This is a genomic window from Thiogranum longum (genome assembly GCF_004339085.1).
Classification (GTDB): domain Bacteria; phylum Pseudomonadota; class Gammaproteobacteria; order DSM-19610; family DSM-19610; genus Thiogranum; species Thiogranum longum.
Genome location: NZ_SMFX01000001.1, coordinates 174,760 through 199,906 on the forward strand (window position 1 = coordinate 174,760; position 25,147 = coordinate 199,906).

Sequence of the window (25,147 nt, forward strand, 5' to 3'; positions counted from 1 at the left end):
TTGCATTTTCCAGCACTATGCCCGGGAATGCTACCATCTGCAGCGAATTCAACCGGGATCCACAGCACATGACCTCCGATCAACAGCCGCCGTTCATTATGGTGGACGGTTCTTCCTATCTATACCGCGCTTTCCATGCGTTGCCACCGTTGACCAGCTCAAAAGGCCAGGACACCGGTGCAATTTATGGTGTGGTCAACATGCTGCGTAAACTGCTAGACACCTACCATCCTGAACGCGTGGCTGTCGTGTTTGACGCGAAGGGCAAAACTTTTCGTGACGAACTTTTTGAAGCCTACAAGGCCAATCGACCTTCCATGCCTCCGGAACTCTCATCACAAATCGAGCCACTGCTGGAGATTGTCCGTGCCATGGGCTTGCCGTTGTTGCAGGTACCGGGGGTGGAGGCGGATGACGTGATCGGCACGCTGGCGAAGAAGGCCAGGGCGGCCGGCTGGCATACGGTCATCTCAACCGGCGACAAGGATCTGGCCCAGCTGGTCAATTCGCAGGTCACTCTGATTAATACCATGAATGACACCGTGCTTGATGAGCAGACGGTACCGGAGAAGTTTGGGGTGCGTCCGGACCAGATTATCGATTATCTTGCGCTGGTAGGTGATACCAGTGACAACATCCCCGGTGTACCGAAAGTCGGCCCCAAGACGGCGGCCAGGTGGCTGGCGCAGTACGGTACGCTGGACAACCTGGTAGCGCACGCCGACGAGATCAAGGGTAAAGTCGGTGAAAGCCTGCGCGCTTCGCTGGATCAGCTCGCCCTGTCAAGACAGCTGGCGACCATTCGTTGTGATGTTGATCTCGACGTTGATCTCGAAGACATGCATGTCGCAGAAGCAGACACTGACACCTTGCGTCGCTGGTTCGAGGAGCTGGAATTTCGAACCTGGCTGCGCCAGCTGGACGGAGATGCGCCCCGGGGCGCTGACTCAGGTGCCGCGGGAGCAACGGAAGCAAACAGAGAAGAAGCACTACACACCGATTACCAGACCGTTCTTACCCAGGAAGCTTTTGATGCCTGGCTAACACGGATGCGCAACGCCGGACTGGTGGCCTTTGATACCGAAACCACCAGTCTGGATTATATGCAGGCAGAGGTGGTCGGGTTGTCTTTTGCTGTCAAGCCGGGAGAGGCGGCTTACCTGCCGATGGCACATGACTACCCCGGTGCGCCCGACCAGTTGACGCGAGATGATGTATTCCGCCAGATTGGCCCATTGCTGGCTGACCCGGCCGTTGCGAAGCTTGGTCATCACCTTAAATACGATCGCAGTGTACTGGCCAATCATGGGGTTGAGTTAAACGGTATTGCACACGACACCATGCTGGAATCCTACGTGGTGGACAGTACCGCCAGCCGCCATGATCTCGATTCCCTGTGCCAGAAGTACCTGGGGCACGCCAACATCAAGTTCCAGGACGTGGCAGGCAAGGGTGCGAAGCAGCTGACCTTTAACCAGGTGCCACTGGAGACAGCGGCGCCCTATGCCGCCGAAGACGCCGATATGACATTGCGGTTGCACCAAAAGTTGTGGCCTAAGCTGGAAGTCGAACCACGCCTGCGTAAATTGTATGAAACGCTGGAGCGTCCGTTGATTCCGGTGCTGGGTGATATTGAGCGCACCGGCGTTAAAGTCGATGTGGAAATGCTCAAAAAACAAAGTCGCGAACTGGCGGAGCGCATGCAGGAAGTCGAGGCCGGGGCACATGAGCTTGCGGGCGAGCCTTTCAACCTGGGATCACCGAAACAGATCCAGGCGATCCTGTTCGACAAGCAGCAGTTACCCGTGCTGGCCAAGACACCGAAGGGTGCGCCCTCCACTGCAGAGCCGGTGCTGCAGGAACTGGCGCTGGACTACCCGTTGCCAAAACTGATTCTGGAGTACCGCTCACTGAGCAAGCTCAAGTCGACCTATACCGACAAGCTGCCGCAGATGGTCAACCCGCGGACGGGGCGTGTACACACCTCTTATCACCAGGCTGTCGCAGCCACGGGGCGTTTGTCTTCATCTGATCCCAATTTGCAGAACATCCCTATCCGTACTGCGGAAGGCCGGCGTATTCGCCAGGCATTTATTGCAGAGCCGGGCAGCGTGATACTGGCGGCCGATTACTCACAGATCGAGCTGCGCATCATGGCGCACCTGTCCGGTGACGAAGGACTGGTGCAGGCTTTTGCAAAAGGTGAGGATATCCATCGCGCAACGGCTGCTGAAGTGTTCGGTATAGAGCCGGATGCAGTCACCACAGATCAACGCCGATCCGCCAAGGCCATTAACTTCGGTCTGATCTATGGCATGTCGGCGTTCGGGCTTGCCAAACAACTGGGAATTCAGCGCGGGGAAGCGCAGCAGTATGTTGATTTGTATTTTGAACGATACCCGGGCGTAAAAGCCTACATGGAATCAACGCGTGAGCTGGCACGTGAACAGGGATATGTCGAGACCCTGTTCGGGCGGCGCCTCTACCTGCCGGATATCAGGGCCCGGAACGCGCAGCGTCGGCAGGCAGCGGAACGCACCGCAATCAATGCGCCGATGCAGGGTACGGCGGCTGATATTATTAAAAAAGCCATGCTATCTGTGGATGAATGGATTAAAGCCGGAATATGCAGCGTCAAAATGATTATGCAGGTACACGATGAACTCGTTTTTGAAGTGACAGAGTCAGATGTGCCGGCTGCCCGCAAGGAAATCTGCCAGCACATGGAGAACGCGGTGAGGCTTTCTGTGCCACTGCTGGTTGAAGCAGGTGTAGGTGGCAACTGGGATGAGGCGCACTAGACAAAAGTCCATTTTCTGTAGTGAAGGCTTAAGTTGGTGCCTGTAAAACCGCTGATTAACAGTGCCGTACCGACAAACCAATTAAATTTATTTATTGTCCGATGATCCACTACACAAGAGGGTATAATTTGTTCTATAGTTAACACATAGAGCGAGTAAATCTTGGTAAGTGAAAGCGGGGGCTTGATCAGAGAATATCAGTGTAACCAAAGATAGTAGTCCAACGACTGGAGCGTTGTTGGCTGTACGCTCCCCGTTCGATGTCGGAACGGGAATTCCTCCAACCCGGTTTCCCCAAGCCGGGTATTCTTAACCCCGGTGCTTCCCCCCCTTGCACTCCGGGGTTTTTTTTGCCCGCAGAAAATGCGTTACTCAGTCAGCCAGCTATCCAACATGCGGCGCGCTTCATCTACACCGGTTTTTTTAAGCGAAGAAAAGAGTTGAACGCTGGCGTGCGGGTGGAATTCAGGCAACCGCTTGCGCACTGCAAGCAGGCTGTTGGCTGCCGGCCCACGCTTCAGTTTGTCAGCCTTGGTCAGCAACACATGAACGGGCAAATCGACATCCGCACACCAACGAAGCATCTGCTGGTCATACTCTGTCAGTGGATGGCGACAATCCATCAGCATGACCAGTCCACGCAACGAAGTGCGTGATTGCAGGTATTCCGCCATATTGCGCTGCCATTTGTCTTTCATGGCCTGGGGGACTTTTGCATAGCCGTAACCTGGCAGATCGACCAGTCGGTGACCGCTGGACAGCAGGAAAAAATTAATTTGCTGCGTGCGCCCCGGCGTCTTGCTGGTACGCGCCAGCGCCTTTTGATCAGTCAGCGCATTCAGTGCACTGGATTTTCCCGCGTTGGAGCGACCGGCAAAGGCCACTTCGGCGCCGTTATCACCGGGTGCGAGTGACGCGTCCGGGACGCTGGTAAGGAAACTTGCGCTTCTGTAGTTGACCGTCATAACCGGTATTGTCGCATAACCGTTGCGACAGTCGGCAGCTGAAACATAATTCATGCACCGATCTCACGGGTTAAGAATCTGTTAGCTCCGAAGTCGTGCCGGTATACGCGGTACAGGCAATTAAAATTATTAGTTACAATGGCTTGCATGTATTTTGCCGGGGTTGTCAGGGGCGCTGGCAGGATCTTTTCCAGTTGACCCGAAAGAAGCTCGCTGGTATACAGTTGTGCTCTTTTTTAGGCGCTGATCCGTGAATAGTGGGTGGCGCACCTTCCATCATGTTTCTGGAGAATGTAACGACATGAACAAGTGGCTTGTATTAGCAGCAACACTCTCACTGGCGACCGGCGCGGCGTCCACCATGGCAGCCGGCGATGCCGCTGCGGGCAAGGCCAAATCTGCAGCCTGTGCAGGCTGTCACGGTATGGATGGTAACAGCGTCAATCCGGAGTGGCCGAACCTGGCCGGCCAGCACGCCAAGTACATCAGCAAGCAGCTGGCTGATTTCAAGGCGGGCACGGCTCGTAAAAATGCCACCATGAGCGGAATGGTTGCGCCATTGAGTGAGCAGGATATGGCTGATCTTGGTGCTTACTTCTCGACGCTGCCGCGTAAACAGGGTGCAGCTGACAAGGCACTGGTCGAGGCTGGACAAAAGCTCTACCGCGGCGGTAACCCGGCCACAGGCGTTGCAGCCTGTATCGGTTGTCACGGCCCTGCTGGTGCGGGTAATCCTGCCGCTAATTTCCCGGCGCTCAGCGGTCAGCATGCCAAGTACGTTGAAAATCAGCTGAAAGCCTTCAAGAGTGGTGAGCGCAAGAATGATGCTGGCCAGATGATGCGTAACATAGCCGGCAAAATGAGTGACAAGGAAATCAAGGCGGTCGCAGCCTACGTACAGGGCCTGCACTAGCAGCCACAACGCTGATCGACCGGGAGGGCGGCCATCGGGCCGCCCTTTTTATTGGTAGAATGTGTATCGCATGAATCAGTCGACACAACCCCGACAGTCCCGGGCGCGCCCCGCTTCCATTGCACTGGAATTTCTCGGTTCCATGAACCTGGCGATTACCCTGCTCGTGGCGATCGCCATTGCCTCGGTTGTGGGTACTGTCCTGCAGCAGAACCAGCCTTACCAGGACTACATCATCAAGTTCGGACCGTTCTGGTTCGAGGTATTCAATACGCTGGGTTTATATGATGTTTATGGCGCGAGCTGGTTTCTGGCAATTCTGGCATTTCTGGTTCTTTCCACCAGTGTCTGTATCTGGCGCAATACGCCAAATATGTTGCGGGAGATGCGTAACTTCCATCTCAATGTGCATTACAAATCCCTGAGCGCTTTTCACCACACGTGTGAATGGGAGGTGGAAGCGCAGCCACAGGACTTGCAAAAAGCCCTGGCCGGCTGGTTGCGTGGGCTTGGTTATCGTACCCGCACACAGAACAGGGATGGGCACTATGTGTTGGCGGCAATCAAGGGTCGTTACAGCAAACTGGGTTATTTCTTCACCCACATTGCAATCGTGGTAATTTGTATCGGCGCCCTTTTCGACAGTGGTTTACCCTTGATGTTGCGCGAAGCCAGCGGCCAGCTAAAGGCTGAAACACGGGATATTGCTGCTGCTGAAGTGCCGGCCGTCAGCCGTCTTCCGGTCAGCAACCCGAGCTTCAGGGGTTCTGTGAGAATTCCCGAAGGTGATTCCGCCAATATTGTATTTCTTCAGTTGCGTGATGGTTACCTGGTACAGCCCCTGCCGTTTTCAATCGAGGTAAAGGATTTCCGTATCGAGCACTACTCAACCGGACAACCGAAGTCGTTTGAAAGTGACCTGGTTATTCATGACCCGGAGGAAGCGGTACCACAGGAGAAAACCATCGCGGTCAATCACCCGTGGATCTATAAGGGTTACGCGATTTACCAGGCCAGCTTCAGTGATGGCGGAACCGGGCTGACGCTGGATGCCTGGCCGTTGCACTCGGCTGATATCAAGCCTCAACGCATCGAGAGCAAGGTCCAGGGGAGTCTTGAGCTGGAGACACCGGACGGACCGATGATGCTGGAATTCACCAATTTTCGTATGTTCAATATCAATCCTGTCATAGACAAAGACGGTAAGGAACAGCAGAAGAACTTCGGTCCCAACTTTACCTTCAAGCTGCGCGATGTCTCCGGGCAGGCGCGTGAGTACGAGAACTACATGCTGCCGGTAGATTTCAACGGAAAAATGTTCATGCTGAGTGGCATGCGCGACACGCCGTCAGAGCCTTTCCGCTACCTGCACATACCGGTCGATGCAAAGGGTGGCGTCGAGCGCTTTATGCATTTTCACGCTGCCCTGTTCGATGACAAGCGCATAAGAAGCATCATCCGTCGAACCACAGACCAGAGTTTCGGCCAGATAGAGCTGGATGAGCCGGCCCGGCGTGAGGAAGTCGCTCGTTCCATGCTGGGTCTCGTTGCACAGTTCCGTATGGGGGGCTTTGAGGCGATTGCCGACAGGGTGGGTGAGCGTGTGCCGAGGGAACGGCAGGAAGAGGTCCTGAAAGCCTACTTCAAGGTGCTGCAGACCCTTATGGGTGAGGTGTACCTGGAACTCATGCGCGAAGAGGGTGTCGATCTGTCTCAGGGGTTGAGTGATCAGGAGGCCGGGTTTTTTGATGATTCACTGACGGCCATTGCGGCACTTGGTACGTACGGCTCTCCCTTTTACCTGCAATTGCGCGAATTTGATTTTGTGCAGGCTTCAGGGCTGCAAATTTCCCGTGCGCCCGGCAAGAACATGGTGTATTTCGGCTTTGCATTATTGATTGTAGGGGTTTTCCTGATGTTCTACGTGCCAAACCGCAAATTGTGGTTCTGGATTGAACAGCAAGGCGGCACAAGCCGTATACTGGCGGCGGGGACCGGGAATCGTCACCAGCGTGATTTTGCACACGAATTCGGGCAGATGTGTGCGCAGCTGGATACGCGCTGGAACAGCGCCACACAGGAAAAACCCGACGCCACGAGCTGAGCCATTATTCATTAACAGGTAATCGATATGTCAGTAACACAACAGGATCTGCTGGGTGGGCTGGAAAAGCCATCGTTCTGGAAAAAGCTGACCGCAACTGACTGGCTGTGGGCCGTACTGGTTATGGCGGGTACCGGCTATGCCTGGTACCACTATCAGGCACTGATGGACGACTACGAAGTTGGCATCCTGTTCGGATCCGGGCTGGCGCTGGTTGCATTCGGCTGGGTCTGGAAAGCAGTACGCGTGCTGGCGATGGTAATCGCCGCGCTGAGTCTGCTGGCCGTTGGTCTGTATGGCGGCTCGCTACAAACTGCAGAAACGAATTTCTTCCTCAAGTTTCTGTTCTCGAGCCAGTCGGCCATTATGTGGATGAGCGCGCTGTTTGTCGCTGCGACAGTGGTGTATTTCGCGGCACTGGTTGCGCGTTCCGATTTTACCGGCAAGGTTGCCAGCGATATGACCTGGGCGGCCGTGGCGATGGGTTTTACCGGATTGATGGTGCGCTGGCGCGAGTCCTACCTGCTGGGCAGTGACATCGGCCATATTCCGGTCAGCAATCTCTATGAAGTGTTCATTCTGTTCTGCCTGATTACAGCGCTGATCTACCTTTACTACGAAGGTCGTTACCGCACGCGCGCCATGGGTGGCTTTGTGCTGCTGGTGATTTCCGCGGCCGTCGGTTTTTTGCTGTGGTATTCCTTCAGTCGCGATGCGCACGAGATCCAGCCACTGGTGCCGGCATTACAAAGCTACTGGATGAAGATCCATGTACCGGCCAATTTCATCGGTTACGGCTCATTCGCGCTGGCGGCGATGGTCGGTGTGGCTTACCTCATGCGTGAACGTGCAGACCGGGTCGCGCCGCAGGGCTTTATCGCCACGCGCCTGCCGGAAACAGAAATGCTCGACGATGTGATGTACAAGGCAATTGCCCTCGGCTTTGCATTTTTTACCGTTGCAACCATACTCGGCGCATTATGGGCTGCCGAAGCCTGGGGTGGGTACTGGTCATGGGATCCCAAGGAAACCTGGGCGCTGATCGTGTGGCTGAACTACGCAGCCTGGTTACACATGCGATTGACCAAAGGCTGGCGCGGTGCGCCGCTGGCCTGGTGGTCTGTGGTCGGCCTGTTTGTCACCCTGTTTGCGTTTCTTGGCGTTAACATGTTCTTGTCGGGCCTGCATTCCTACGGTGAACTCTAAGGTGGAGAAAAAAATGAAGAATATACTGCGACTGGTTACATTGATGTTGTTTGCCCCGCTGGCCTTCGGTGCCTGGAAGGAGGGTGTGAATTACGAAAAACTTTCCGCGCCACAACCGACTGAAACGGCAGGCAAGATCGAGGTGCGTGAATTGTTCTGGTACGCCTGTCCGCACTGCTACCAGCTCGAGCCGGAGTTGCACGCATGGCTGGAAAAGAAACCGGCAGACGTGGAATTTGTGCGCATGCCTGCCGTGCTGGGGCCAAACTGGGAACTGCTGGCGCGCGCTTACTATACGGCCGAGATCCTGGGTGTGCTGGACAAGGTGCACGAGCCGATCTTCGATCGCCTGCACAAACAACGCAAGCGTATTCGTACGCCGGAAGACGTGAAGGCGATTTTTGCCGAAAACGGGGTTTCGGCAAAAGACTTTGACAATGCCTTTGCATCATTTGCGGTCATCACAAAGACTAACCGGTCAAAACGTGTGCGCGAAATGTATGGCGTAACAGGCGTACCGACGTTAATCATCAATGGCAAATACCGCACCAGCGCTACCATGGCGGGCGGTAACCGGCAGATGCTGGAGGTGGTCGATTACCTGGTTGAGCAAGAGCGTAAAGCCGCTGGCGGAAATGCTGCAGTAAAATAACAAGGCGCCGGATATTTCCGGCTTTTCTGGCTGCTGTTCAACAGGACGATTGACATGAACGCCGCACAGCTTTTTGTAAAATGCCTGGAGAACGAGGGCGTCGAATATATATTCGGTGTACCCGGCGAAGAAAACCTCGACCTTATGGACGCCCTGCTGGATTCCAGCATCCGTTTTATTACCACCCGTCATGAACAGGGTGCGGCCTTCATGGCGGATGTCTACGGGCGCCTTACCGGGCGCGCCGGTGTTTGCCTGTCGACACTGGGTCCGGGCGCAACCAATCTTGTGACCGGCATAGCCGATGCAAATATGGATCATGCCCCGGTTGTCGCCATTGCCGGGCAGGCAGGTACCAACCGCCTGCACAAGGAGTCACACCAGGTGCTCGACCTGGTCAGCATGTTCCGGCCCATTACCAAGTACAGTTCACAGGTATTGGCAGCAGACGTAATACCGGAAGTCATTCGCAAGGCGTTCAAGGTGGCGCAGTCGGAGAAAACCGGCGCCACCTTTATCGAGTTTCCCGAAGACATTGCCAAGTTGCCGGCGGTGGCGAGGCCACTACCGGTCAATGCACCCTTCCCGCCCGAGCCGCCCCAGCAGCAGGTTGAGCGAGCCGCCATGCTCATTTCCAGGGCACGTAACCCGATGCTCCTGGCCGGCAACGGGGTGGTGCGTGCCGGTGCCTGGAAGCACCTGGCCGATTTTGCCGAGAAACTCAATATACCGGTCGCCAATACTTTTATGGCCAAGGGTGTCACACCGTTCAGGAATCGCACCACACTGGCCAGTGCGGGCCTGCAGGCCAACGACTACATCAGCTGCGGGTTCAGTCGTGCCGATGTGATTATCTGCGTGGGCTATGACCTGGTGGAATACCATCCCTACCTGTGGCACCCGACGCGTGATCGCACCATTATTCATATTGATCGCACCCAGGCGGAGGTGGACGAACACTACAATGTTACGGTCGGTGTACTGGGCGACATAAAGCACACCCTGATGCGTATTGCCGAGCTGGCGACGCCACATCAGGGCCACCTGATGCGCCCTTTACGCGAAGCGCTCATTGAGGAAATGAACCAGCATCGGGACGACGAGGGATTCCCGGTCAAGCCACAGAAAATTATCTGGGACTTGCGTACGGTGCTGAATCTCGACGATATTGTTGTCTGTGATGTCGGGGCGCACAAAATGTGGATGGCGCGCATGTTTCGCTGCGAAGAGCCGAACACCTGCATCATATCCAACGGTTTCGCCAGCATGGGCATAGCCGTACCGGGTGCTATCGCCGCCAAAATGGTTTCCCCGGACCGTGCCGTGGTGGCGGTGACCGGTGATGCCGGTTTCCTGATGAATTCACAGGAAATCGAGACGGCAATACGTCTGGAAGTACCGATTGTGATTCTGATCTGGAACGACAGCGGATACGGTCTGATCGAGTGGAAACAGATGCGCCAGTTCAAGCGGACGTCGCATGTGAACTTTACCAACCCGGACTTTGTGAAATATGCCGAGTCTTTTGGCGCCAATGGCTATCGCGTCGAGGCACCGGGACAGTTACAGGGTATACTCAAGGAAGCGCTGGCGCAGCCGACTCTGAGTATTATCGACTGCCCTGTCGATTACAGTGAAAACCTGAAATTAACCGAGCAGCTGGGTAACCTGGTTTGCCCCATTTGATACTGATATGTCACGTACCGCCAATGCCACATCGCTCCAGCCGGCGCACAAGCGTACCTTGCGCCTGCTCAGCTATAACATTCAGATTGGCATACATACCCGGGGCTACCGCCACTACCTGACGCACAGCTGGAAGCACGTGCTGCACCACCCGCAGCGCTTCGCCAACCTGGACCGTATAGCGGCGTTGATGCAGAACTACGATATTGTCGGCATTCAGGAAGCAGACGCCGGTAGCGCGCGCAGTGGCTTCGTCAATATTACCCAGTACCTTGCCGGCGAAGCCGGTTTCCCGTTCTGGGACGACCAGACCAACCGTCGTATTGGCCGCTTTGCACGCCACAGCCTGGGCGTGCTGAGTCGCTACAAACCCAGTGGAATCACCGAGCACCGGCTGCCGGGCCGGATTCCGGGTCGTGGCGCCATGGCGGTTCGTTTCGGTTATGGTGAAGAATCGCTGGTGATATTGATTGTCCACCTTGCGCTCAGCCAGCGTGGGCGAGTTAATCAACTGGATTACCTTGGCGAGTTGGTCAATGAATACCGGCACGTGGTATTGATGGGTGACATGAATTGCCGTTCAGACAGCCCGGAGATCGAGCGCTTGATTGACCGGACACTGATGACCGAACCATTACACGGGATGAATACCTTCCCGAGCTGGCGGCCGAAACGCAATATCGACCATATTCTGGTGACACCCACGGTAGAAGTCGAACGAGCAGAAGTCCTGGATTACCCTTTGTCTGATCATTTGCCGGTAAGTATGGAGATCGTGCTGCCGGATACGGTCAAGGTTGATAGCTGAAGGAGTACCGGCGTGGACGATGAAAAACACGCACAGGAAGCCACGCAGTGGAAGCAGAAGTATCTCGACAACCTCGAGGAAAGTGAGCGCAGCGAAAAGCAGTGGAAGGATAGTGATGAGCTGCTGCGTAAAACTATTTCACGCCTGACGCTGGCGGCAGACGGTCTCGACGAAACACTCGACAAGCAGTTGCGCGAGTTGCGCAACGCCATTCGTGACCACAGCAGTACCTCGCAGTTGCGTACACGCATTGACGAGATGTCGAAGACGCTGGTTCGCCTGGACCAGGGGGGAGGCAAGAAAAAGGGCGAGAAGCAGGACACTCCTGAACAGACAGGTGAATCAGGTGGCTTCCTCAAGCGACTGTTCGGGGCAGCATCACGTCAGGTGCAGGACGAAGATATCGTCCTGTCAGCTGATCAGGGCTCCCCTGATACGCAGGTTTCTACTGAAACCGTCAGTGACATCCTGGTTCAATTACTCGAGCGGCTGACACTTCCTGAAGAATTTTCGCCACACGTGGAGCGTATTCGCGAGCATATACTCGGCATGACTGAGGGTGGACACTGGGACAGTGTGCTGGAGGAAATCGCAGACTTGGTCCAGGCCATACGTGCACAGTCGCTGAAAGAAAAACAGGGCATTGAAGAGTTTCTCAAACAGCTTGGCAAGCGTTTAGAGGAAGTAGACCGTCAGCTTGTTCAAAGTGAAGTTTACTATGATGATAGCCTGCAGGCCGGCCTGCAGCTCGATAGTCAGGTGAAGCAGGAGATAACCGGTATTGGTGACAGTGTTCGGGGTGCAACTGATCTCGGGCAACTCAGGCAGACTGTGCAGGCGCATATCGATGCGGTCATGCAACACATGACGAAGCATCGTGTGGTTGAACAACAACGCTACGATGAAGCCAAGCAGGAAATTGCTTCCATGAGTGAGCGTATGAAAGACATGGAAGCGGAAACCGAGGCGCTGCGCTCGCGTATTGATGATGAACGCTCACAGGCAAAAACCGATGCGCTGACCGGCGTGCCCAATCGCCTGGCATGGGAAGAGCGGCTGGAGCTGGAGATTGCTCACAGGAAGCGTTTTGGCACCCCGCTGGTACTGGTGATGTGGGACGTGGATCACTTCAAACAAGTCAATGACAGGTTCGGGCACAAGGCGGGTGACAAGGTGCTGCGTACGCTTGCGCACGTGCTTGCGGACAACGTTCGGGAAACGGACTTTGTAGCACGATATGGCGGAGAAGAGTTCGTGCAGCTGATGACGGGTTCTTCTATTGAAGACTGTTTGTCCGTGGCGGAAAAGCTTCGCTCAGCAATAGAAGAAACCGCTTTTCATTTCCGCGACCAGCGTGTCACCATCACGGCTTCCTGCGGGCTGACGGAATACCGTGATGGGGATACACCGGACCAGTGTTTCGAGCGCGCGGACAAGGCCTTGTACAAGGCCAAGAATGCAGGGCGTAATCGTTGCGTCAGTGACTAGTTTTCCAGATCCATCTCGTCTGCAACACCGTCGGCTGCAATATCATCTCTCACCTTGATATTGCGGCCTGTCGACAGTGCGTTATAAAAAGCGGCACTGCTTATACCCGCTTCTTTTTCATCCTCGAACTCGGTATTGATATCCTGAAAGAAGGTAATTCCCAGTACCGTGACATCCGAGCCGGGATTCCAGCTATCTACCGGACCCTGGAGGATGTCGTCGCCTGCATTGGCCGACGAATCCCGGCGCAGTTCGGATGCAATGACATTCCCGCCGGTTCCGACAAACCCGCCGATTTCGAGGAAGTCACCGCCAGCGACATTGATATCTGACAGTGTCATATTGCTTACGGCGCCGGTCCTGTCTTCCAATTGTGTCTGGCTATCAACCTGGATGACGAGGGTGTTGTTAAAGAAACGAACTGTAACTGTGCTGGCACCGGCATCAACCGCGTCTACCGTGGCTTCGACCTTGATGTCATTGCCACGTGCCTCCACATCATCGGCTATGAGTGTCGTGCCACTTATCGTGCCTTCAACCTCGACCTTCGCGCCATTGCCAAGTTGCAGGGTAGTCGGGTTCAGTGTTGCTGTAGTGGCATCCACAAGCTGTCCATCGACACGGAAGTTGCTCTGGCTGACAAAATCAGTGATCAGACCTTCAATGCTGATATCGTCACCATCGCTGCCGATGGCAGTATCTTCCGGTTCGATACGATTTGCACTGAGGGTTGTGGGAGATGTAAGCGTTCCGCGAACCTCGACCAGTGTGCCGTTGGATACGATACCGCCCGGCATGTCGCCAAGGTCGGCGCCGGCCGCAATGGTTACCGTAATATTACTGGCGCCGCTTATGACAAAACTGTCACCAATACCGGCACCGGCTGCGGGCGCTGCCGACACGATACCTTTGATTTCAGCCTGTGTAACGCCCAGTGTCAGGCTTCCCTTGCCTTCGACATAAGTGGCTTGCAGTACGCCGGTGTTATCAAAGAAACCGCTGATCTCAACGACATCATCATTGGCCAGTGTATCGAAGGCAATACCACCGGAGAATTTGGTTGATGCCGAGTCGATCTGTACAGCTGTATTCAGTACCGTAAAGGTACGCTTGATATCACCCGGGTTAAGCATCGATACCCCGGCTACAGCCCCTTCGACATCACTGTCGAAAATAACCTGTGTAGCATTGCCGGTAGTCCCGTTTACCGTTCCGGTGACTTCAACCACCATCCCGAGTTGCAGGTTGGCCTGGCAGTTGCCGGTATTGTCACTGTCATCAATGGTGCAGGTTGCGGTGTCTATATCCAGGAACTCAATTCCGTTGACAAAAATACTGCCGAACCCGGTAATTGTGCCGCTGGCAATCTGGCCTGTGCCACCAATACCGGCCGTGGTGCCACCACCCGAGCCGCCCCCGCAGCCGGATAACAGGCCTGCGAGAATAATTAACATAATAGGTAGTTTTTTCTGAAAAGCGCTCATTGTGGCTTCTCCCTGTGCGAATCGGGTTCGTAATAATAGATACCGACACTGACATAGTGTCCGGCATCGGATGCTTCATCACTGACTTCGTGCTCCAGGAGCCAGGCATCAAATTCTTCCAGTAGCAGCTGGGATTTTTCTGCTGCCATGGTTCTGAAAGATTCCACAGCCTCAGGCTGAACACGGTAACTTGAAACCTTCCGCTGAAAATGCAGCTGGTCTTTGTCTGCGGTCAGGTTGTGATCGATGGTGGCGATCAGTTCGGCGCTGTCCTTGCCGAGGATAGTCAGCTTTTCAGCAGGGTCATTGCCTGGCAGGTAGGCGCGGCGCACCAGCGCCAGATGGTCATCTGTTTTTTCCACGCTGCCGGCCGTGGTGAGTACGGCGAGCATGGTCTGGGTGGTCATGTCTCCACTGTATTCCTTGACCAGCTCGGCAAAGGAATGGCCGTCGCTTTCAATCGGGAGGGTAGCCGGTTCACCTTTACTATCCTGGAAGCGCGGGTCATTCACCCAGCCGGAAATGACGCGTACGGCGCGGTTATAGCGTTGTTCGCTGCTGCGGGCATCCGTGTCGTCAAGCTCGTACAGACGGCGAGTTTCCTTGCGCGTTAACCCGGTCAGGGCGGATACGCGCGAGATTGTCTGTTTCTTGCCCTCCGGCGCAAAATCCTCGAAGGCGACATCGACGTAGATTTTTTTGGCGAGCTCGGCGAAGCTTCCGTAGGCAATGCCGTTGCGGATAAGGATTCTGACCAGCGGCCTGAGCAGTGTCAGGATGGCGCGGGACAGCGTCTGTTGAAGGTTTTCCGTCATATACTGGGACTATATTCCCAAAAATAAGAATGTCAAGGAATTGTCGCCTTGTATGGGGGTATCGCGCCAGGCATTTTACCGCCCGCCTGCATTGCGTGTATTAGTATAGAATGTTAATAAATAAAATAGTATCCACTTGTTATTTATATTATTAATATTTTACTCTAGATTTAGAGTAGACTATGAATAATACAAAAACAGTTGCAGCGTCAAAGTGTTTCACCGCGACTGTTTTTAATGTCAGCTGAAAATATAGGGCTTACTGTACCAATGAGCGACCTAAGAACCCGAAAAGCCGCCCGTACCCGCCTTTCACTGGCGCACGCCCTTTCCGCTGCGCTGGCCGATCAGCCATTCGGAGAAATTCGTGTCAAAGCCATTTGTGCAGAAGCAGAAGTGTCAGAAGCGACCTTTTTTAATTATTTCGGGCGCAAGCAGGACCTGATGGCATACCTTGCCCATCTTTGGCTGCTCGAACTGGGTTGGCACGCGCAATCAGTGGGCGCCAGTCAGCGCGGACTTGTGGTCATTGAGCAGGTATTTTCCCAGGTGGCGAAAACTTGCGAACACAAACCCGGTGTATTTCGTGAGCTGCTGGTATGGATTGCGCGGGGAGGAAGTCTCGATCCTGATATCGTCCTGTCTCCGGTTGAGAAGGAACTGGCCTTTCCGGAGCTGGAGGGCATTGCGGAGACGCCCGTCAGAGGGATCGACAGCTGGTTGATCACGCACATTGAAGCCGCCATGAAAAATGGCGAGTTACCGCCAAATACACTCCTTCCTTTGACGTTATCAGCCTTGCTGACAATGCTGCTGGGTGTTCCGATGACCTTGCTGTCACAGGATATGCACAGGATAGGTAGCCACTATCGTCAACAACTGGCCCTGTTGTGGGCAGGTACACGTGCAGCAAGCGCAGGTCGTTAGCAGAAGTTTATTCGTGGCGCCAGGCCGCTTTGCTATGCTGAATATAAACGGGACAATTGATTTCATATTATGAATCGAAATGCGGAACGTGCTATCTACGTACAGAGTCTGCCTGGATCGGCAAAACGGTTGCATCGTGCGCAGTATGTTATGCGTTGGGGTGACATGGATGCGTTTGGCCACCTCAACAACGCCAAATATTTCACCTACTTCGAGCAGGCACGCGTTGACTGGCTGGTGTCGCTTGAAACAACACATGACCTGGTCCTGGCCAACGTGTCCTGCACATTTGTCAGGCCGCTGAAATTTCCTGCCCTGATCGAGGTTGAATTATATGGGGCCAACCCGGGCAACAGTAGTATGGACAGTTTTTACTGCCTGCAAGATACCAATGAGAATTCCACGATTTACGCTATCGGACATGGAACTATTGTCTGGTACGACCACAAGAAAGGCTGCCCGATACCAATACCTTCGGTTGTACGCAAGGCACTGAACGATTGAATGAGCCTGTTGAGTCGCTGGTCGACTATATAATTGGCGCGTGCTTCTCCAGGGATGGAGAAGCACGCTAGCGTCTGCTCCAGTACAATCCCGCTGTATGGAGCTGTTTGATACCCATTGCCACCTGGATGTAGAAGCCTTCGATGCTGATCGGGCGCAAGTGCTGCGCCGCGCCCGTGAGCTGGGCGTGCGTAATATCCTTGTACCGGGCATCGAGGCAAGCCGTTGGGATGGTTTGCTTGAACTGTGTGAGTCGGAGCCAGGGCTTTACCCGGCACTTGGCCTGCACCCGGTGTTTTTGCCAAGGCACCGCACGGAGCACCTGGCACAACTTAAACAGGCTGTTGAAAAACATCGTCCTGTGGCGATCGGTGAGATTGGTCTGGATTTTTTTGAACGTGAACTGGACCGTGAAGCACAACACACCTTGTTCGAAGCCCAGCTTTCGATTGCCCGGGAAGCACAACTCCCCGTGGTATTGCATGTAAGGAAGGCACATGACGAGGTATTGTCCTGTCTTGGGAGGATACCGGTCCCTGGCGGAACCGTACATGCATTCAACGGGAGTGAGCAACAGGCACGGCATTATATTGATATAGGCTTTAAGCTGGGCTTCGGTGGCACGCTGACCTGGGAGCGGTCACGGAAGATCCGCGCCCTCGCCGCCAATCTTCCACTGGAGGCGATTGTGCTCGAAACCGATGCGCCCGATATGGTGGTTGCGCAACATCCGGGTGAACGCAATAGCCCGGAGTACCTGGTGCACTGTCTGCAGTCACTTGCCGAGGTACGGGATACAGCCCCGGATGTCCTTGCACAACAGACCACATACAATGCACGCAAAGTATTTGGTCTTTCATGAGTAAAGATGATCAGCGGTTTGCCGGCATAGTCCGCCTGTACGGCAGTGAAGCAGCGCAATGGATTGCGGACATGAATGTTTGTGTCATTGGAATAGGCGGCGTCGGCTCCTGGGCGGCTGAAGCGCTGGCACGTACCGGCGTGGGCGCCATTACCTTGATTGATTTTGACGAAATCTGCGCTACCAATATCAACCGACAGGTACATGCGCTGGAAAGTGTGATCGGTGAAAAGAAAACGCAGGAAATGCAGAAGCGTATTCATGACATAAATCCGGAATGCCGGGTTACAGTCATCGATGACTACATAACAGACCGGAACCTGTTCGAGTATCTTCCACCGGACAGGCCTTTCGATTACGTTTTCGATGCTATCGACAGCATTCGTTTCAAGGCGGCACTGATCTATCACTGCAAGCGTAACAAAATGCCTGTTATAACCACTGGCGCCGGCGGCGGACTGACAGATCCCGGGCAGGTACAGGTTCGCGACCTGTCACGTACTTTCAATGACCCGCTGGCCGCCAAGGTTCGTGCAGAATTGCGGGCCAGACACGGCTTTTCAAGGAATACCAGGCGCTATTTCGGCATCGAGTGCGTGTTCTCCTCCCAGCAACAGGTTTATCCGAAAGCTGACGGCAGTGTTGGCCAGGAGAAACCAGGCATACACGGAGTGCACCTCGATTGCAGTATGGGTTATGGTTCCGCCACATTCGTCACAGGTACTATGGGATTTGTTGCGGTATCACGTGCTATAGAGAAGCATTTGCGGCGTTGTCAGCGACGCGTAGCCGGTCGATGAAATAGACTGCTGCCATACAACGTCTCACCCTTGCGCCATACTACCCGATCGAGGAGGTTCTTCATGAAATGTTTCACTTCCAGCCTGGCCCTGCTGGCCGCACTATTGATTCCATTATCCGTGCTGGCGGAAAAGGGTCCTGCTGTAAAGGATTATCCGGTCGACAGGGTGGCGGAGGATGTCTACGTCATTCATGGTCCGTTAGGTACGCCAGGGCCGGAAAATCAGGGGTTTATGAATAATCCAGCCTTTGCCGTCACGGATGAAGGTGTTGTGGTTATCGATCCGGGGGCGAGTGTCCAGAGCGGGGAAATGCTGCTGCGGGTTATGGCAAAAGTTACAAAAGAGCCGATCATTGCCGTGTTTAATACGCATATACACGGTGATCACTGGCTGGGTAACCAGGCGATCCGTGACGTTTATCCGGATGTGCCGATCTACGGTCATCCAAAAATGATCTCACTGATAGAATCCGGCTCGGGACAGAGCTGGGTCGATCTGATGGAGCGATTGACCGAAGGCAAAACAAAGGGCACCCGTGTTGTTGGCCCGAACAAGGCTGTCAAAAATGGTGATGAATTCAAATTCGGCGGAATGACGTTCAGGATTCATCACTTCGGAAAGGCGCACACAACATCAGATGTGATGATTGAAATTCCCGAGCGTTCCATTGCGTTCCTTGGCGACAATGTACTCAATAATCGTGTGCCGCGTATCGACGAAGGTTCGATCCAGGGCAACATCGAGGCCTGTAAACGCATTATGGAAACCGGCGCAAAAATCTATGTGCCGGGCCATGGACCAACGGGCGATGCCAGTGTTCCAGAGAAATTCCAGTACTACCTGAAAACGTTGTATAGCACTGTCAAGAAATACTATGACGATGGTGTGAGTGATTATGCGATGAAGGGAAAAGTGGTCGAAGCCCTTGACGCCTACTCGGAATGGTCGGGATTCGAGAAACAGGTTGGCAAGCACGTCAGTCTTGCATACCTGCAGATTGAGGAAGCCGAGTTTCAGTGAGGTATTGTTTTAAATGGCGCGCCCGACAGGATTCGAACCTGTGACCCTCGGTTTCGGAAACCGATACTCTATCCAACTGAGCTACGGGCGCGTGTCGTTGTGAGGGCGAATGATACCGCCAACCGGGCGACTGGCGCTACAGGAAATACGGGAGTGAATCAGGCTTCTTCGTCAAACAGCGAGCCGAGCATTTTATCGACAGCCTTGAGGACTTCGGCTGAAGCCTGTACCTGGAGTGTATCGAGTTTGAGGCCAACCATGGGTTCGACCAGGTCGGCAGGGTTGCCAGTGCCGGCATTGGCGATTTTTTCGGCATTGTCGCGTGCGCTGGAAAGACCACGCTGGATACCGGTGATAGCCTGGGAGAGAGCGCCTTCAATTTTCATCAACTGTTTCCTCAGACGATAACGTCGAGCAGGTCACCAACCGGAGCGGGTTCGGTACCGGCATTCTGAATACGGTTTTCGGGAGATGTCGGTGTGGAATGGCCAGCTTCTGAAGCGGATTCAGCAGGACCACCTTCCGGCGAGCTGTTTTTTGTTTCCAGCAGTTCGCGCCGCGCCTCAGTTTCCATTTGTGTTGCCTGGGCAGCCACACTGCGGTCCTGTCCGGATGGCTGGGCAGGTGCGTTGGCAGCGCGGCGAATAGTCTGTGCCTTGCGGATGGTCGCCTCGGGGTCGCCGCTGGTTTTTGATGTATCGATGCTGACTTCACCGCCTACGGCATAACGCCGTCCATCAGGGCCACTTTCAAAGCTGAACTGCGCAGACCCACGTGCATAGCTGCCAGCAGCGGTCTTATGTGCAGCTTCGTGGGCACGAACCTCGCGGTCGCGCGCGCGCAGTTTTTCCACTTCGGCTTTTTCGTCCTGGTTAAGTTCTGCATCGTTGCGTGGAGCGCGACTGTTATCATTCGCAGAGGTTTTCGGGTCTTCGTTACGTGATTTGGCTGCTTCGCGCTGGGGCTTGTCGGTTATACCATCTGAGGGTCTGGGGTTTTCAACAGGACGCGTGGTAGTCTGCTCAACCGGTTTGTCGAGCGGACGCTGGCTTAATGCCGGGGCGAGGGGTTGAGGAAACTGTGTGTCGATATTCATGGCGATAACCTCCGGGCCATCCGCCCGCTGTTAGCGTTCCCTCGAATTCGTTAGCGGCGAGCAGACGGAATACTTTACTGGCATGAGGGGTTATTGTTTCCAGAACAGGCTGTTGCCGCTATACTTGCCGCCCGGATTTCAAGCTTGTGAGGTGTTTTACACCTCGCGCTTATGCACAAATACGATCTTAACCAACTGAATTTCAGGAGAATCAAGTGAGTGAACATGACAAGGCTCTGGTAAAGAGCTTCGCTGGCGTACTTTCGGTGCTGGTTATTGTGGCGATTGGCTTCTATTTCGTGGCTGATATTGTTACCAGCGACAAGGATGAGGCAGGCCCAAATGAGCGCATGCAGGCCAAGATATATGAGAATATCAAGCCGGTCGGTGAGGTGAATGTGGGTGATGTGCCTGCCGCAGCGGCAGCACCGGTGGTAGCGGCGGGCCCACGTTCGGGCAAAGATGTCTACAGTGGCGCTTGTATGGCCTGTCACAGTACCGGTGTTGCCGGTGCGCCCAAGGTGGGTGACAAGGCGGCCTGGAGCCCGCGTGCATCAAAGGGCGTCGATGGCCTGCTCAAGTCGGCCATCAGTGGTATCAATGCCATGCCGCCGAAGGGTACCTGTGCAGCCTGCTCTGATGATGAGCTTAAAGGCGCTATCGAGTACATGCTGAAGGAAACCGGCTTGTAGGTTTTGCGGGAGCGTTTTGTTAAAAAAAGGCCGCGCAAGCGGCCTTTTTTGTGGGCGAGAGTTACAGGTCAGGACAACATGCCTCGCAATTGCGCCAGGTGCGCTTGCCCGCGTTCCTTCTGCTCTTCCGGGTTTTTGCGGCTGCCCGGTTTATCCCACTGCACATCGTCCTCCGGCAACTCGTGCAGAAAGCGGCTGGGCTCACGGCTTTCCCATTCGCCGGCACGACGGCGTTTGGTTGCATAGGTCAATGTCAGGGTTTTCTGTGCGCGCGTGATGCCGACGTAGGCCAGTCTGCGCTCCTCGTCGAAGTCGTCCGCTTCGATTGCGCTTCTGTGCGGCAACAGATTTTCTTCCATGCCGACCATGAAGACGTGCGGGAACTCCAGTCCCTTTGCGGCGTGCAGTGTCATCAGGCGTACGCAGTTTTCATTTCCCTCGTCGTCACGGTCCAGCCGGTCGAGCAGGGCAATGCGATTCACGCGGTCGGCGAGTGTCATTTCGGTTTCACTTTTTTCGCCCATGTGTTCCAGCCAACCGACCAGTTCATTAACATGCTGCAAGCGGCGCTCGCCTTCGCCGGGATCCTTGGCGCTGTCGAACAGCCAGTTGTTGTAGTCGGTATCACGCATCAGGCGGTGGATCACCGACATGGCTTCACCGCGTTCCGCCTCGTCGCCCAACCCGACGATCCAGTGTGCAAATTCCTGTAGCCGACCCAGCGCGCGTTTGTTCAGCACCTCGGCGAGCGCATCCTCAAAGCAGGCTTCCAGCAGACTCATGTTATGTTGTGTGGCAAAACCAGCGAGCTTTTCAAGCGTTGCAGCACCCAGCTCACGGCGTGGTGTATTGACTACGCGCAGGAAAGCACGGTCATCGGCATCGTTAACCAGTAGTCGCAAGTAGGCAATCAGATCTTTTACTTCCCGATATTCAAAAAATGAAGTGCCGCCACTGAGGTGGTAGCTGATGCTGTGTTCACGAAGGACTTTTTCAAAATTACGTGACTGGTGATTGCCGCGATACAGGATGGCGTAATCACTGTGTCGCGCACTGTGCGTGAACTGATGGTGCAGGATTTCCGAAACGACGCGTTCCGCTTCATGGTCGGCATCGCGACAGGCCAGGATCTTTAATGGTGTACCGTAGCCCAGCGTACTCCATAACTGTTTTTCGAATACGTGCGGATTTTTTGCAATCAAGGTATTGGCGCATTTCAGGATGCAACCGGCAGAACGGTAGTTCTGTTCCAGCTTGACGACCTTCAGGCGCGGGAAGTCGTCTTTCAGGCGTTGCAGGTTTTCCGGGTTGGCGCCGCGCCATGCATAGATAGACTGATCATCATCACCCACTGCAGTAAAGGCTGTGGTCTTTCCGACCAGTAGCTGAACCAGTTTGTACTGCGCGGTGTTGGTGTCCTGGTATTCGTCCATTAGCAGGTGACGCACGCGCCCCTGCCAGTATTCGCGTGTTGCATCGTGTTCCTGCAGCGCCAGCACAGGCTGCATGATAAGGTCATCGAAATCGAACGCGTTATAGGCCTTCAGGCTGCGCTGGTATTCGGCATACAAGAGTGCGGCTGACTGCTCAAATTGATCACTTGCCAGCTTTAGTGCCTGCGCCGGCAACAGCAATTCGTTTTTCCAGTCGGAGATGCGGTTGCGCAGGGTGTCGTTATCGAAAGCTGCAGGGCTTTTGCGCATCAGTTCGTCGATAAGGTGCAGGCTGTCCTGGCTGTCGAAAATGGAAAAGTTCGGCTTGTAGTCGAGTCGTATGGCTTCACGACGCAGGATGCGCATGCCGAGGGTATGGAAAGTGGAAACGATTAAACCCTTGCCTGCGTCTTTGCTCAGCAACTGGTTAACGCGCTCACGCATTTCACGTGCAGCCTTGTTGGTGAAGGTGACGGCAATGATATGCTTTGCCGGCACACCACATTGCCCGATCAGGTGAGCGATCTTGTGCGTGATGACGCGCGTCTTGCCGCTTCCCGCGCCGGCCAGTACCAGCAGCGGTGCTTCGGTTTCACGCATTGCGGCTCTTTGCTGGGGATTGAGGTCAGGCACGCAGGGTAATACAGGCAGGAGGAAAATACATACCGGCATTGTAGCGAGTCTTCAGAAAAATCGTCAGCTTGAAATATCCGGATATTCGTGTCTGAGATACCGGGTCACGCCGTCCGTTCAGCTCTGGCACCCGGATGCCATGCTAACTGTGCGGGAAGGCTTGCCTTCATTGCAGCGGTAGCTGCAGGCTTCCTGCAGATGTATGTGAGTAACCTTCATACTGTCATCGAGGTCGGCGATAGAGCGCGCTACCCGTTGTATCCGGTGAATTGCCCGCGGCGAAAGGCGGAAGCGGGTTGCGACCTTGTCGATCAGTTGTTTTTCTGCACGACCCAGCTGGCACACTTCTTCGAGATCGACCAGCGTCAGGTGGGCATTGAGTCGGCCGCGTACCTGCTGTCTTTCTCTCGCTTGTATAACGCGCTGTCTGACTGTGGCGCTGTTTTCACCAATTTCCTGCTCCAGCTGCCGCCATGGCAGGCGTGGCATGTCAACGTGCAGGTCGATACGATCCAGAAGCGGTCCGGAAACCCTTGCGCGGTAACGTTGTATCTGTAGCAGGGAACACTGGCAGTCGTGTTCTTCATCACCGAGATACCCGCACGGGCAGGGATTCATGGCGGCGACAAACTGGAAGCGGGCGGGGAATTCCGCTCGCGCGCTGGCACGCGAAACCGTCACGCTGCCGGTCTCCATGGGCTCACGCAGCATATCCAGTGCATGGCGCTGGAATTCAGGCAGCTCGTCAAGAAACAGTACACCGTTATGTGCCAGTGAGATCTCGCCGGGTCGGGGGATAGAGCCACCACCGACCAGCGCTGCAGCTGTCGCATTGTGATGGGGTGCGCGAAACGGTCGTGTTCTCCATCGCTGGATATCAAGTGGCTTTCCGCATACAGACTGAACGGCTGCGGCTTCCAGCGCTTCGGTTTCACTGAGCGGCGGGAGCAAGCCGGGCAGGCGGCTGGCGAGCAGGGTTTTGCCTGTGCCGGGTGGGCCGATCAACAACAGATTATGCGCACCTGCAGCGGTGATTTCCAGCGCACGTCGTGCATGCGCCTGGCCACGTACATCAATCAGATCGGGTAGTTCAGTGGGGAGGGCATGTGTGAGTAGCGGGTCTTGTGGACGATCCAGAGGTTCCAGTTTGCGCAGGTGTTGACAGATATCAAGCAGCTGATCAGCAACCAGGCTGTTGGCGGGGTCGGCCAGTGCAGCTTCCGCCGCATTGTCGCGTGCGCAGATAAGACGACGCTGTGCCTTACGGCAGGCCAGGGCACCAGGCAACACGCCATGTACAGGCCGCAGACCACCGCCCAGCGCAAGCTCGGCTACAAATTCATATTCAGAAAGTGCTTCATCGGGTATCTGTCCGGACGCGGCCAGGATACCAATCGCAATTGCAAGGTCATAGCGTCCGCCCTGCTTGGGCAAGTCTGCCGGAGCAAGGTTTACAGTGAGGCGGCGTGCGGGAAACTCAAAACCACTGTGCAGCAGTGCACTACGCACCCGCTCACGGCTTTCACGCACGGCGGCTTCCGGCAGACCGACGATCGATAGCGCCGGCAGACCGTTGGACAGATGAACTTCTACGGTAACCAGTGGGGCATCTACACCCAGCTGGGCGCGACTGAACACAATGGCTAGTGACATGACTCCATCCCTGGTTGGTTTAAATGGCATCCGTGCCATTTTTCTTTACGTCATGCCGGCGCAGGCCGGAATCCATAGACGTCAGTGCAACTGGATGCCGGCCTGTGCCGGCATGACGATTCAGCCAGTAGTTCCCTGTGTATCCGCTTTGTCCTTCAGCAGCCGGGCCTCGAGTTCACCCACCTGTTTCTCCAGTTGTTCGATCTTGGCACGCGAACGTGCGAGTACTTTGGTTTGCACGTCAAATTCCTCGCGCGTGACCAGGTCAAGCCTGGACAGCGCTGATTGCACGGCTGCGCGCAGGTTTTTTTCCATATCAGCCTGCATTGCCTTTGCGGCAGGCGGTATAGCGCCGGAGAGGCGCCGGGTCAGGTCATCGAGGAGTTTTGGATCCAGCATGCACTCACCTTAAACCAGGGATGGCTGTTGCGTCCAGATGTACGGCGAAAATGCACTGTTTAGGTGCGCTGCCGTGGCATGCACAGAAACGGGGCGCAGCTTTGGTGCACCAAAAATGGGCCTCTACTACAGAAAATATACTAACTGATTGAAATATAAGAATATTAAAGTCTGGCACAGGAACTGCAATTGCATGGCGTACG

22 protein-coding genes and 1 tRNA gene are annotated in these 25,147 nt (G+C 54.9%); 14 read left to right on the forward strand and 9 right to left on the reverse strand.

The features are described 5' to 3' along the window. Positions 1 to 68 precede the first annotated feature (68 nt). Positions 69 to 2,801: a DNA polymerase I gene (gene polA / locus DFR30_RS00825; protein WP_132970872.1), complete on the forward strand. Its 2,733-nt coding sequence runs from the start codon at positions 69 to 71 to the stop codon at positions 2,799 to 2,801. A 368-nt stretch (positions 2,802 to 3,169) separates the two neighbouring features. Here the strand turns inward: polA and yihA are convergent, their stop codons facing one another. After that, complete coding sequence (gene yihA / locus DFR30_RS00830; protein WP_207891920.1) at positions 3,170 to 3,766, reverse strand: ribosome biogenesis GTP-binding protein YihA/YsxC; 597 nt, start codon at positions 3,764 to 3,766, stop codon at positions 3,170 to 3,172. Between the two features lie 301 nt (positions 3,767 to 4,067). Between yihA and DFR30_RS00835 the strand changes: the two genes are divergently transcribed. The 7 genes from DFR30_RS00835 to DFR30_RS00865 all read left to right on the forward strand — a co-directional run bounded on the left by DFR30_RS00835 (position 4,068) and on the right by DFR30_RS00865 (position 12,623). Then, positions 4,068 to 4,679 carry a c-type cytochrome gene (locus DFR30_RS00835; RefSeq protein WP_132970874.1) on the forward strand — a complete coding sequence of 204 codons (612 nt, stop codon included), beginning with the start codon at positions 4,068 to 4,070 and terminating at the stop codon, positions 4,677 to 4,679. Positions 4,680 to 4,749: 70 nt separating this feature from the next. Continuing rightward, complete coding sequence (locus DFR30_RS00840; protein WP_207891772.1) at positions 4,750 to 6,783, forward strand: cytochrome c biogenesis protein ResB; 2,034 nt, start codon at positions 4,750 to 4,752, stop codon at positions 6,781 to 6,783. Between the two features lie 27 nt (positions 6,784 to 6,810). Continuing rightward, positions 6,811 to 7,989 (forward strand): c-type cytochrome biogenesis protein CcsB, encoded by a 1,179-nt coding sequence (ccsB, locus tag DFR30_RS00845; protein ID WP_132970875.1) that lies wholly within the window; start codon positions 6,811 to 6,813, stop codon positions 7,987 to 7,989. A gap of 13 nt (positions 7,990 to 8,002) precedes the next feature. Continuing rightward, on the forward strand, positions 8,003 to 8,641 hold the full coding sequence (locus DFR30_RS00850; RefSeq protein ID WP_132970876.1) for a thiol:disulfide interchange protein DsbA/DsbL: 639 nt from the start codon (positions 8,003 to 8,005) through the stop codon (positions 8,639 to 8,641). Positions 8,642 to 8,695: 54 nt separating this feature from the next. Further along, the gene (locus DFR30_RS00855; RefSeq protein WP_132970877.1) at positions 8,696 to 10,327 is read left to right on the forward strand and encodes an acetolactate synthase large subunit; all 1,632 of its coding nucleotides are present in this window, start codon (positions 8,696 to 8,698) and stop codon (positions 10,325 to 10,327) included. A gap of 7 nt (positions 10,328 to 10,334) precedes the next feature. Next, the gene (locus tag DFR30_RS00860; RefSeq protein ID WP_132970878.1) at positions 10,335 to 11,135 is read left to right on the forward strand and encodes an endonuclease/exonuclease/phosphatase family protein; all 801 of its coding nucleotides are present in this window, start codon (positions 10,335 to 10,337) and stop codon (positions 11,133 to 11,135) included. Positions 11,136 to 11,147: 12 nt separating this feature from the next. Continuing rightward, positions 11,148 to 12,623, forward strand: coding sequence for a GGDEF domain-containing protein (locus tag DFR30_RS00865; protein WP_132970879.1), 1,476 nt, complete (start codon positions 11,148 to 11,150; stop codon positions 12,621 to 12,623). Here the strand turns inward: DFR30_RS00865 and DFR30_RS00870 are convergent. Together DFR30_RS00870 and DFR30_RS00875 are read right to left on the reverse strand one after the other, a co-directional pair. After that, positions 12,620 to 14,077, reverse strand: coding sequence for a DUF5666 domain-containing protein (locus DFR30_RS00870; RefSeq protein ID WP_132970880.1), 1,458 nt, complete (start codon positions 14,075 to 14,077; stop codon positions 12,620 to 12,622). The two genes, DFR30_RS00865 and DFR30_RS00870, sit on opposite strands and share 4 nt — an antisense overlap. A gap of 26 nt (positions 14,078 to 14,103) precedes the next feature. Next, on the reverse strand, positions 14,104 to 14,922 hold the full coding sequence (locus tag DFR30_RS00875) for a DUF6502 family protein (protein WP_132970881.1): 819 nt from the start codon (positions 14,920 to 14,922) through the stop codon (positions 14,104 to 14,106). Between the two features lie 270 nt (positions 14,923 to 15,192). Between DFR30_RS00875 and DFR30_RS00880 the strand changes: the two genes are divergently transcribed. From DFR30_RS00880 to DFR30_RS00900, 5 genes are all read left to right on the forward strand, one after another. Then, positions 15,193 to 15,849 (forward strand): TetR/AcrR family transcriptional regulator, encoded by a 657-nt coding sequence (locus DFR30_RS00880; protein ID WP_165869054.1) that lies wholly within the window; start codon positions 15,193 to 15,195, stop codon positions 15,847 to 15,849. Between the two features lie 69 nt (positions 15,850 to 15,918). Then, the gene (locus DFR30_RS00885; protein ID WP_132970883.1) at positions 15,919 to 16,353 is read left to right on the forward strand and encodes an acyl-CoA thioesterase; all 435 of its coding nucleotides are present in this window, start codon (positions 15,919 to 15,921) and stop codon (positions 16,351 to 16,353) included. 97 nt (positions 16,354 to 16,450) lie between these two features. After that, entirely contained in the window at positions 16,451 to 17,215 is a 765-nt protein-coding gene (locus tag DFR30_RS00890; protein WP_132970884.1) for a TatD family hydrolase, read from the forward strand. Continuing rightward, positions 17,212 to 18,015 (forward strand): tRNA cyclic N6-threonylcarbamoyladenosine(37) synthase TcdA, encoded by an 804-nt coding sequence (tcdA, locus tag DFR30_RS00895; RefSeq protein WP_132970885.1) that lies wholly within the window; start codon positions 17,212 to 17,214, stop codon positions 18,013 to 18,015. Before DFR30_RS00890 ends, tcdA begins: the two co-directional genes overlap by 4 nt. Positions 18,016 to 18,078: 63 nt before the next feature. Further along, entirely contained in the window at positions 18,079 to 19,038 is a 960-nt protein-coding gene (locus DFR30_RS00900; protein ID WP_132970886.1) for an MBL fold metallo-hydrolase, read from the forward strand. Positions 19,039 to 19,052: 14 nt separating this feature from the next. Here the strand turns inward: DFR30_RS00900 and DFR30_RS00905 are convergent. The 3 genes from DFR30_RS00905 to DFR30_RS00915 form a co-directional block, all read right to left on the reverse strand. Beyond that, positions 19,053 to 19,129: transfer RNA gene (locus DFR30_RS00905), tRNA-Arg, on the reverse strand. Positions 19,130 to 19,196: 67 nt separating this feature from the next. Then, positions 19,197 to 19,424, reverse strand: a complete 228-nt coding sequence (locus DFR30_RS00910) for a hypothetical protein (RefSeq protein WP_132970887.1) — start codon at positions 19,422 to 19,424, stop codon at positions 19,197 to 19,199. A gap of 11 nt (positions 19,425 to 19,435) precedes the next feature. After that, positions 19,436 to 20,134 carry a putative metalloprotease CJM1_0395 family protein gene (locus DFR30_RS00915; RefSeq protein WP_132970888.1) on the reverse strand — a complete coding sequence of 233 codons (699 nt, stop codon included), beginning with the start codon at positions 20,132 to 20,134 and terminating at the stop codon, positions 19,436 to 19,438. Positions 20,135 to 20,349: 215 nt separating this feature from the next. On the opposite strand from DFR30_RS00915, the gene DFR30_RS00920 reads away from it, so the two are divergent. Then, complete coding sequence (locus tag DFR30_RS00920) at positions 20,350 to 20,826, forward strand: c-type cytochrome (RefSeq protein WP_207891773.1); 477 nt, start codon at positions 20,350 to 20,352, stop codon at positions 20,824 to 20,826. 68 nt (positions 20,827 to 20,894) lie between these two features. Here the strand turns inward: DFR30_RS00920 and DFR30_RS00925 are convergent, their stop codons facing one another. The 3 genes from DFR30_RS00925 to ubiK form a co-directional block, all read right to left on the reverse strand. After that, on the reverse strand, positions 20,895 to 22,931 hold the full coding sequence (locus DFR30_RS00925; protein WP_132970889.1) for a UvrD-helicase domain-containing protein: 2,037 nt from the start codon (positions 22,929 to 22,931) through the stop codon (positions 20,895 to 20,897). Between the two features lie 78 nt (positions 22,932 to 23,009). Then, the gene (locus DFR30_RS00930; RefSeq protein WP_132970890.1) at positions 23,010 to 24,545 is read right to left on the reverse strand and encodes a YifB family Mg chelatase-like AAA ATPase; all 1,536 of its coding nucleotides are present in this window, start codon (positions 24,543 to 24,545) and stop codon (positions 23,010 to 23,012) included. A 120-nt stretch (positions 24,546 to 24,665) separates the two neighbouring features. Further along, entirely contained in the window at positions 24,666 to 24,944 is a 279-nt protein-coding gene (ubiK, locus tag DFR30_RS00935) for a ubiquinone biosynthesis accessory factor UbiK (protein ID WP_132970891.1), read from the reverse strand. Between the last annotated feature and the right edge of the window lie 203 nt (positions 24,945 to 25,147).

What these genes read in the sequence shown, in the direction of transcription:
- polA (WP_132970872.1), top strand. Translation starts at nt 69, where the DNA reads ATGACCTCCGATCAACAGCCGCCGTTCATTATGGTGGACGGTTCTTCC.
- yihA (WP_207891920.1), bottom strand. Translation starts at nt 3,766, where the DNA reads ATGACGGTCAACTACAGAAGCGCAAGTTTCCTTACCAGCGTCCCGGAC.
- DFR30_RS00835 (WP_132970874.1), top strand. Translation starts at nt 4,068, where the DNA reads ATGAACAAGTGGCTTGTATTAGCAGCAACACTCTCACTGGCGACCGGC.
- DFR30_RS00840 (WP_207891772.1), top strand. Translation starts at nt 4,750, where the DNA reads ATGAATCAGTCGACACAACCCCGACAGTCCCGGGCGCGCCCCGCTTCC.
- ccsB (WP_132970875.1), top strand. Translation starts at nt 6,811, where the DNA reads ATGTCAGTAACACAACAGGATCTGCTGGGTGGGCTGGAAAAGCCATCG.
- DFR30_RS00850 (WP_132970876.1), top strand. Translation starts at nt 8,003, where the DNA reads ATGAAGAATATACTGCGACTGGTTACATTGATGTTGTTTGCCCCGCTG.
- DFR30_RS00855 (WP_132970877.1), top strand. Translation starts at nt 8,696, where the DNA reads ATGAACGCCGCACAGCTTTTTGTAAAATGCCTGGAGAACGAGGGCGTC.
- DFR30_RS00860 (WP_132970878.1), top strand. Translation starts at nt 10,335, where the DNA reads ATGTCACGTACCGCCAATGCCACATCGCTCCAGCCGGCGCACAAGCGT.
- DFR30_RS00870 (WP_132970880.1), bottom strand. Translation starts at nt 14,077, where the DNA reads ATGTTAATTATTCTCGCAGGCCTGTTATCCGGCTGCGGGGGCGGCTCG.
- DFR30_RS00875 (WP_132970881.1), bottom strand. Translation starts at nt 14,922, where the DNA reads ATGACGGAAAACCTTCAACAGACGCTGTCCCGCGCCATCCTGACACTG.
- DFR30_RS00880 (WP_165869054.1), top strand. Translation starts at nt 15,193, where the DNA reads ATGAGCGACCTAAGAACCCGAAAAGCCGCCCGTACCCGCCTTTCACTG.
- DFR30_RS00885 (WP_132970883.1), top strand. Translation starts at nt 15,919, where the DNA reads ATGAATCGAAATGCGGAACGTGCTATCTACGTACAGAGTCTGCCTGGA.
- DFR30_RS00890 (WP_132970884.1), top strand. Translation starts at nt 16,451, where the DNA reads ATGGAGCTGTTTGATACCCATTGCCACCTGGATGTAGAAGCCTTCGAT.
- tcdA (WP_132970885.1), top strand. Translation starts at nt 17,212, where the DNA reads ATGAGTAAAGATGATCAGCGGTTTGCCGGCATAGTCCGCCTGTACGGC.
- DFR30_RS00900 (WP_132970886.1), top strand. Translation starts at nt 18,079, where the DNA reads ATGAAATGTTTCACTTCCAGCCTGGCCCTGCTGGCCGCACTATTGATT.
- DFR30_RS00910 (WP_132970887.1), bottom strand. Translation starts at nt 19,424, where the DNA reads ATGAAAATTGAAGGCGCTCTCTCCCAGGCTATCACCGGTATCCAGCGT.
- DFR30_RS00915 (WP_132970888.1), bottom strand. Translation starts at nt 20,134, where the DNA reads ATGAATATCGACACACAGTTTCCTCAACCCCTCGCCCCGGCATTAAGC.
- DFR30_RS00925 (WP_132970889.1), bottom strand. Translation starts at nt 22,931, where the DNA reads ATGCCGGTATGTATTTTCCTCCTGCCTGTATTACCCTGCGTGCCTGAC.
- DFR30_RS00930 (WP_132970890.1), bottom strand. Translation starts at nt 24,545, where the DNA reads ATGTCACTAGCCATTGTGTTCAGTCGCGCCCAGCTGGGTGTAGATGCC.
- ubiK (WP_132970891.1), bottom strand. Translation starts at nt 24,944, where the DNA reads ATGCTGGATCCAAAACTCCTCGATGACCTGACCCGGCGCCTCTCCGGC.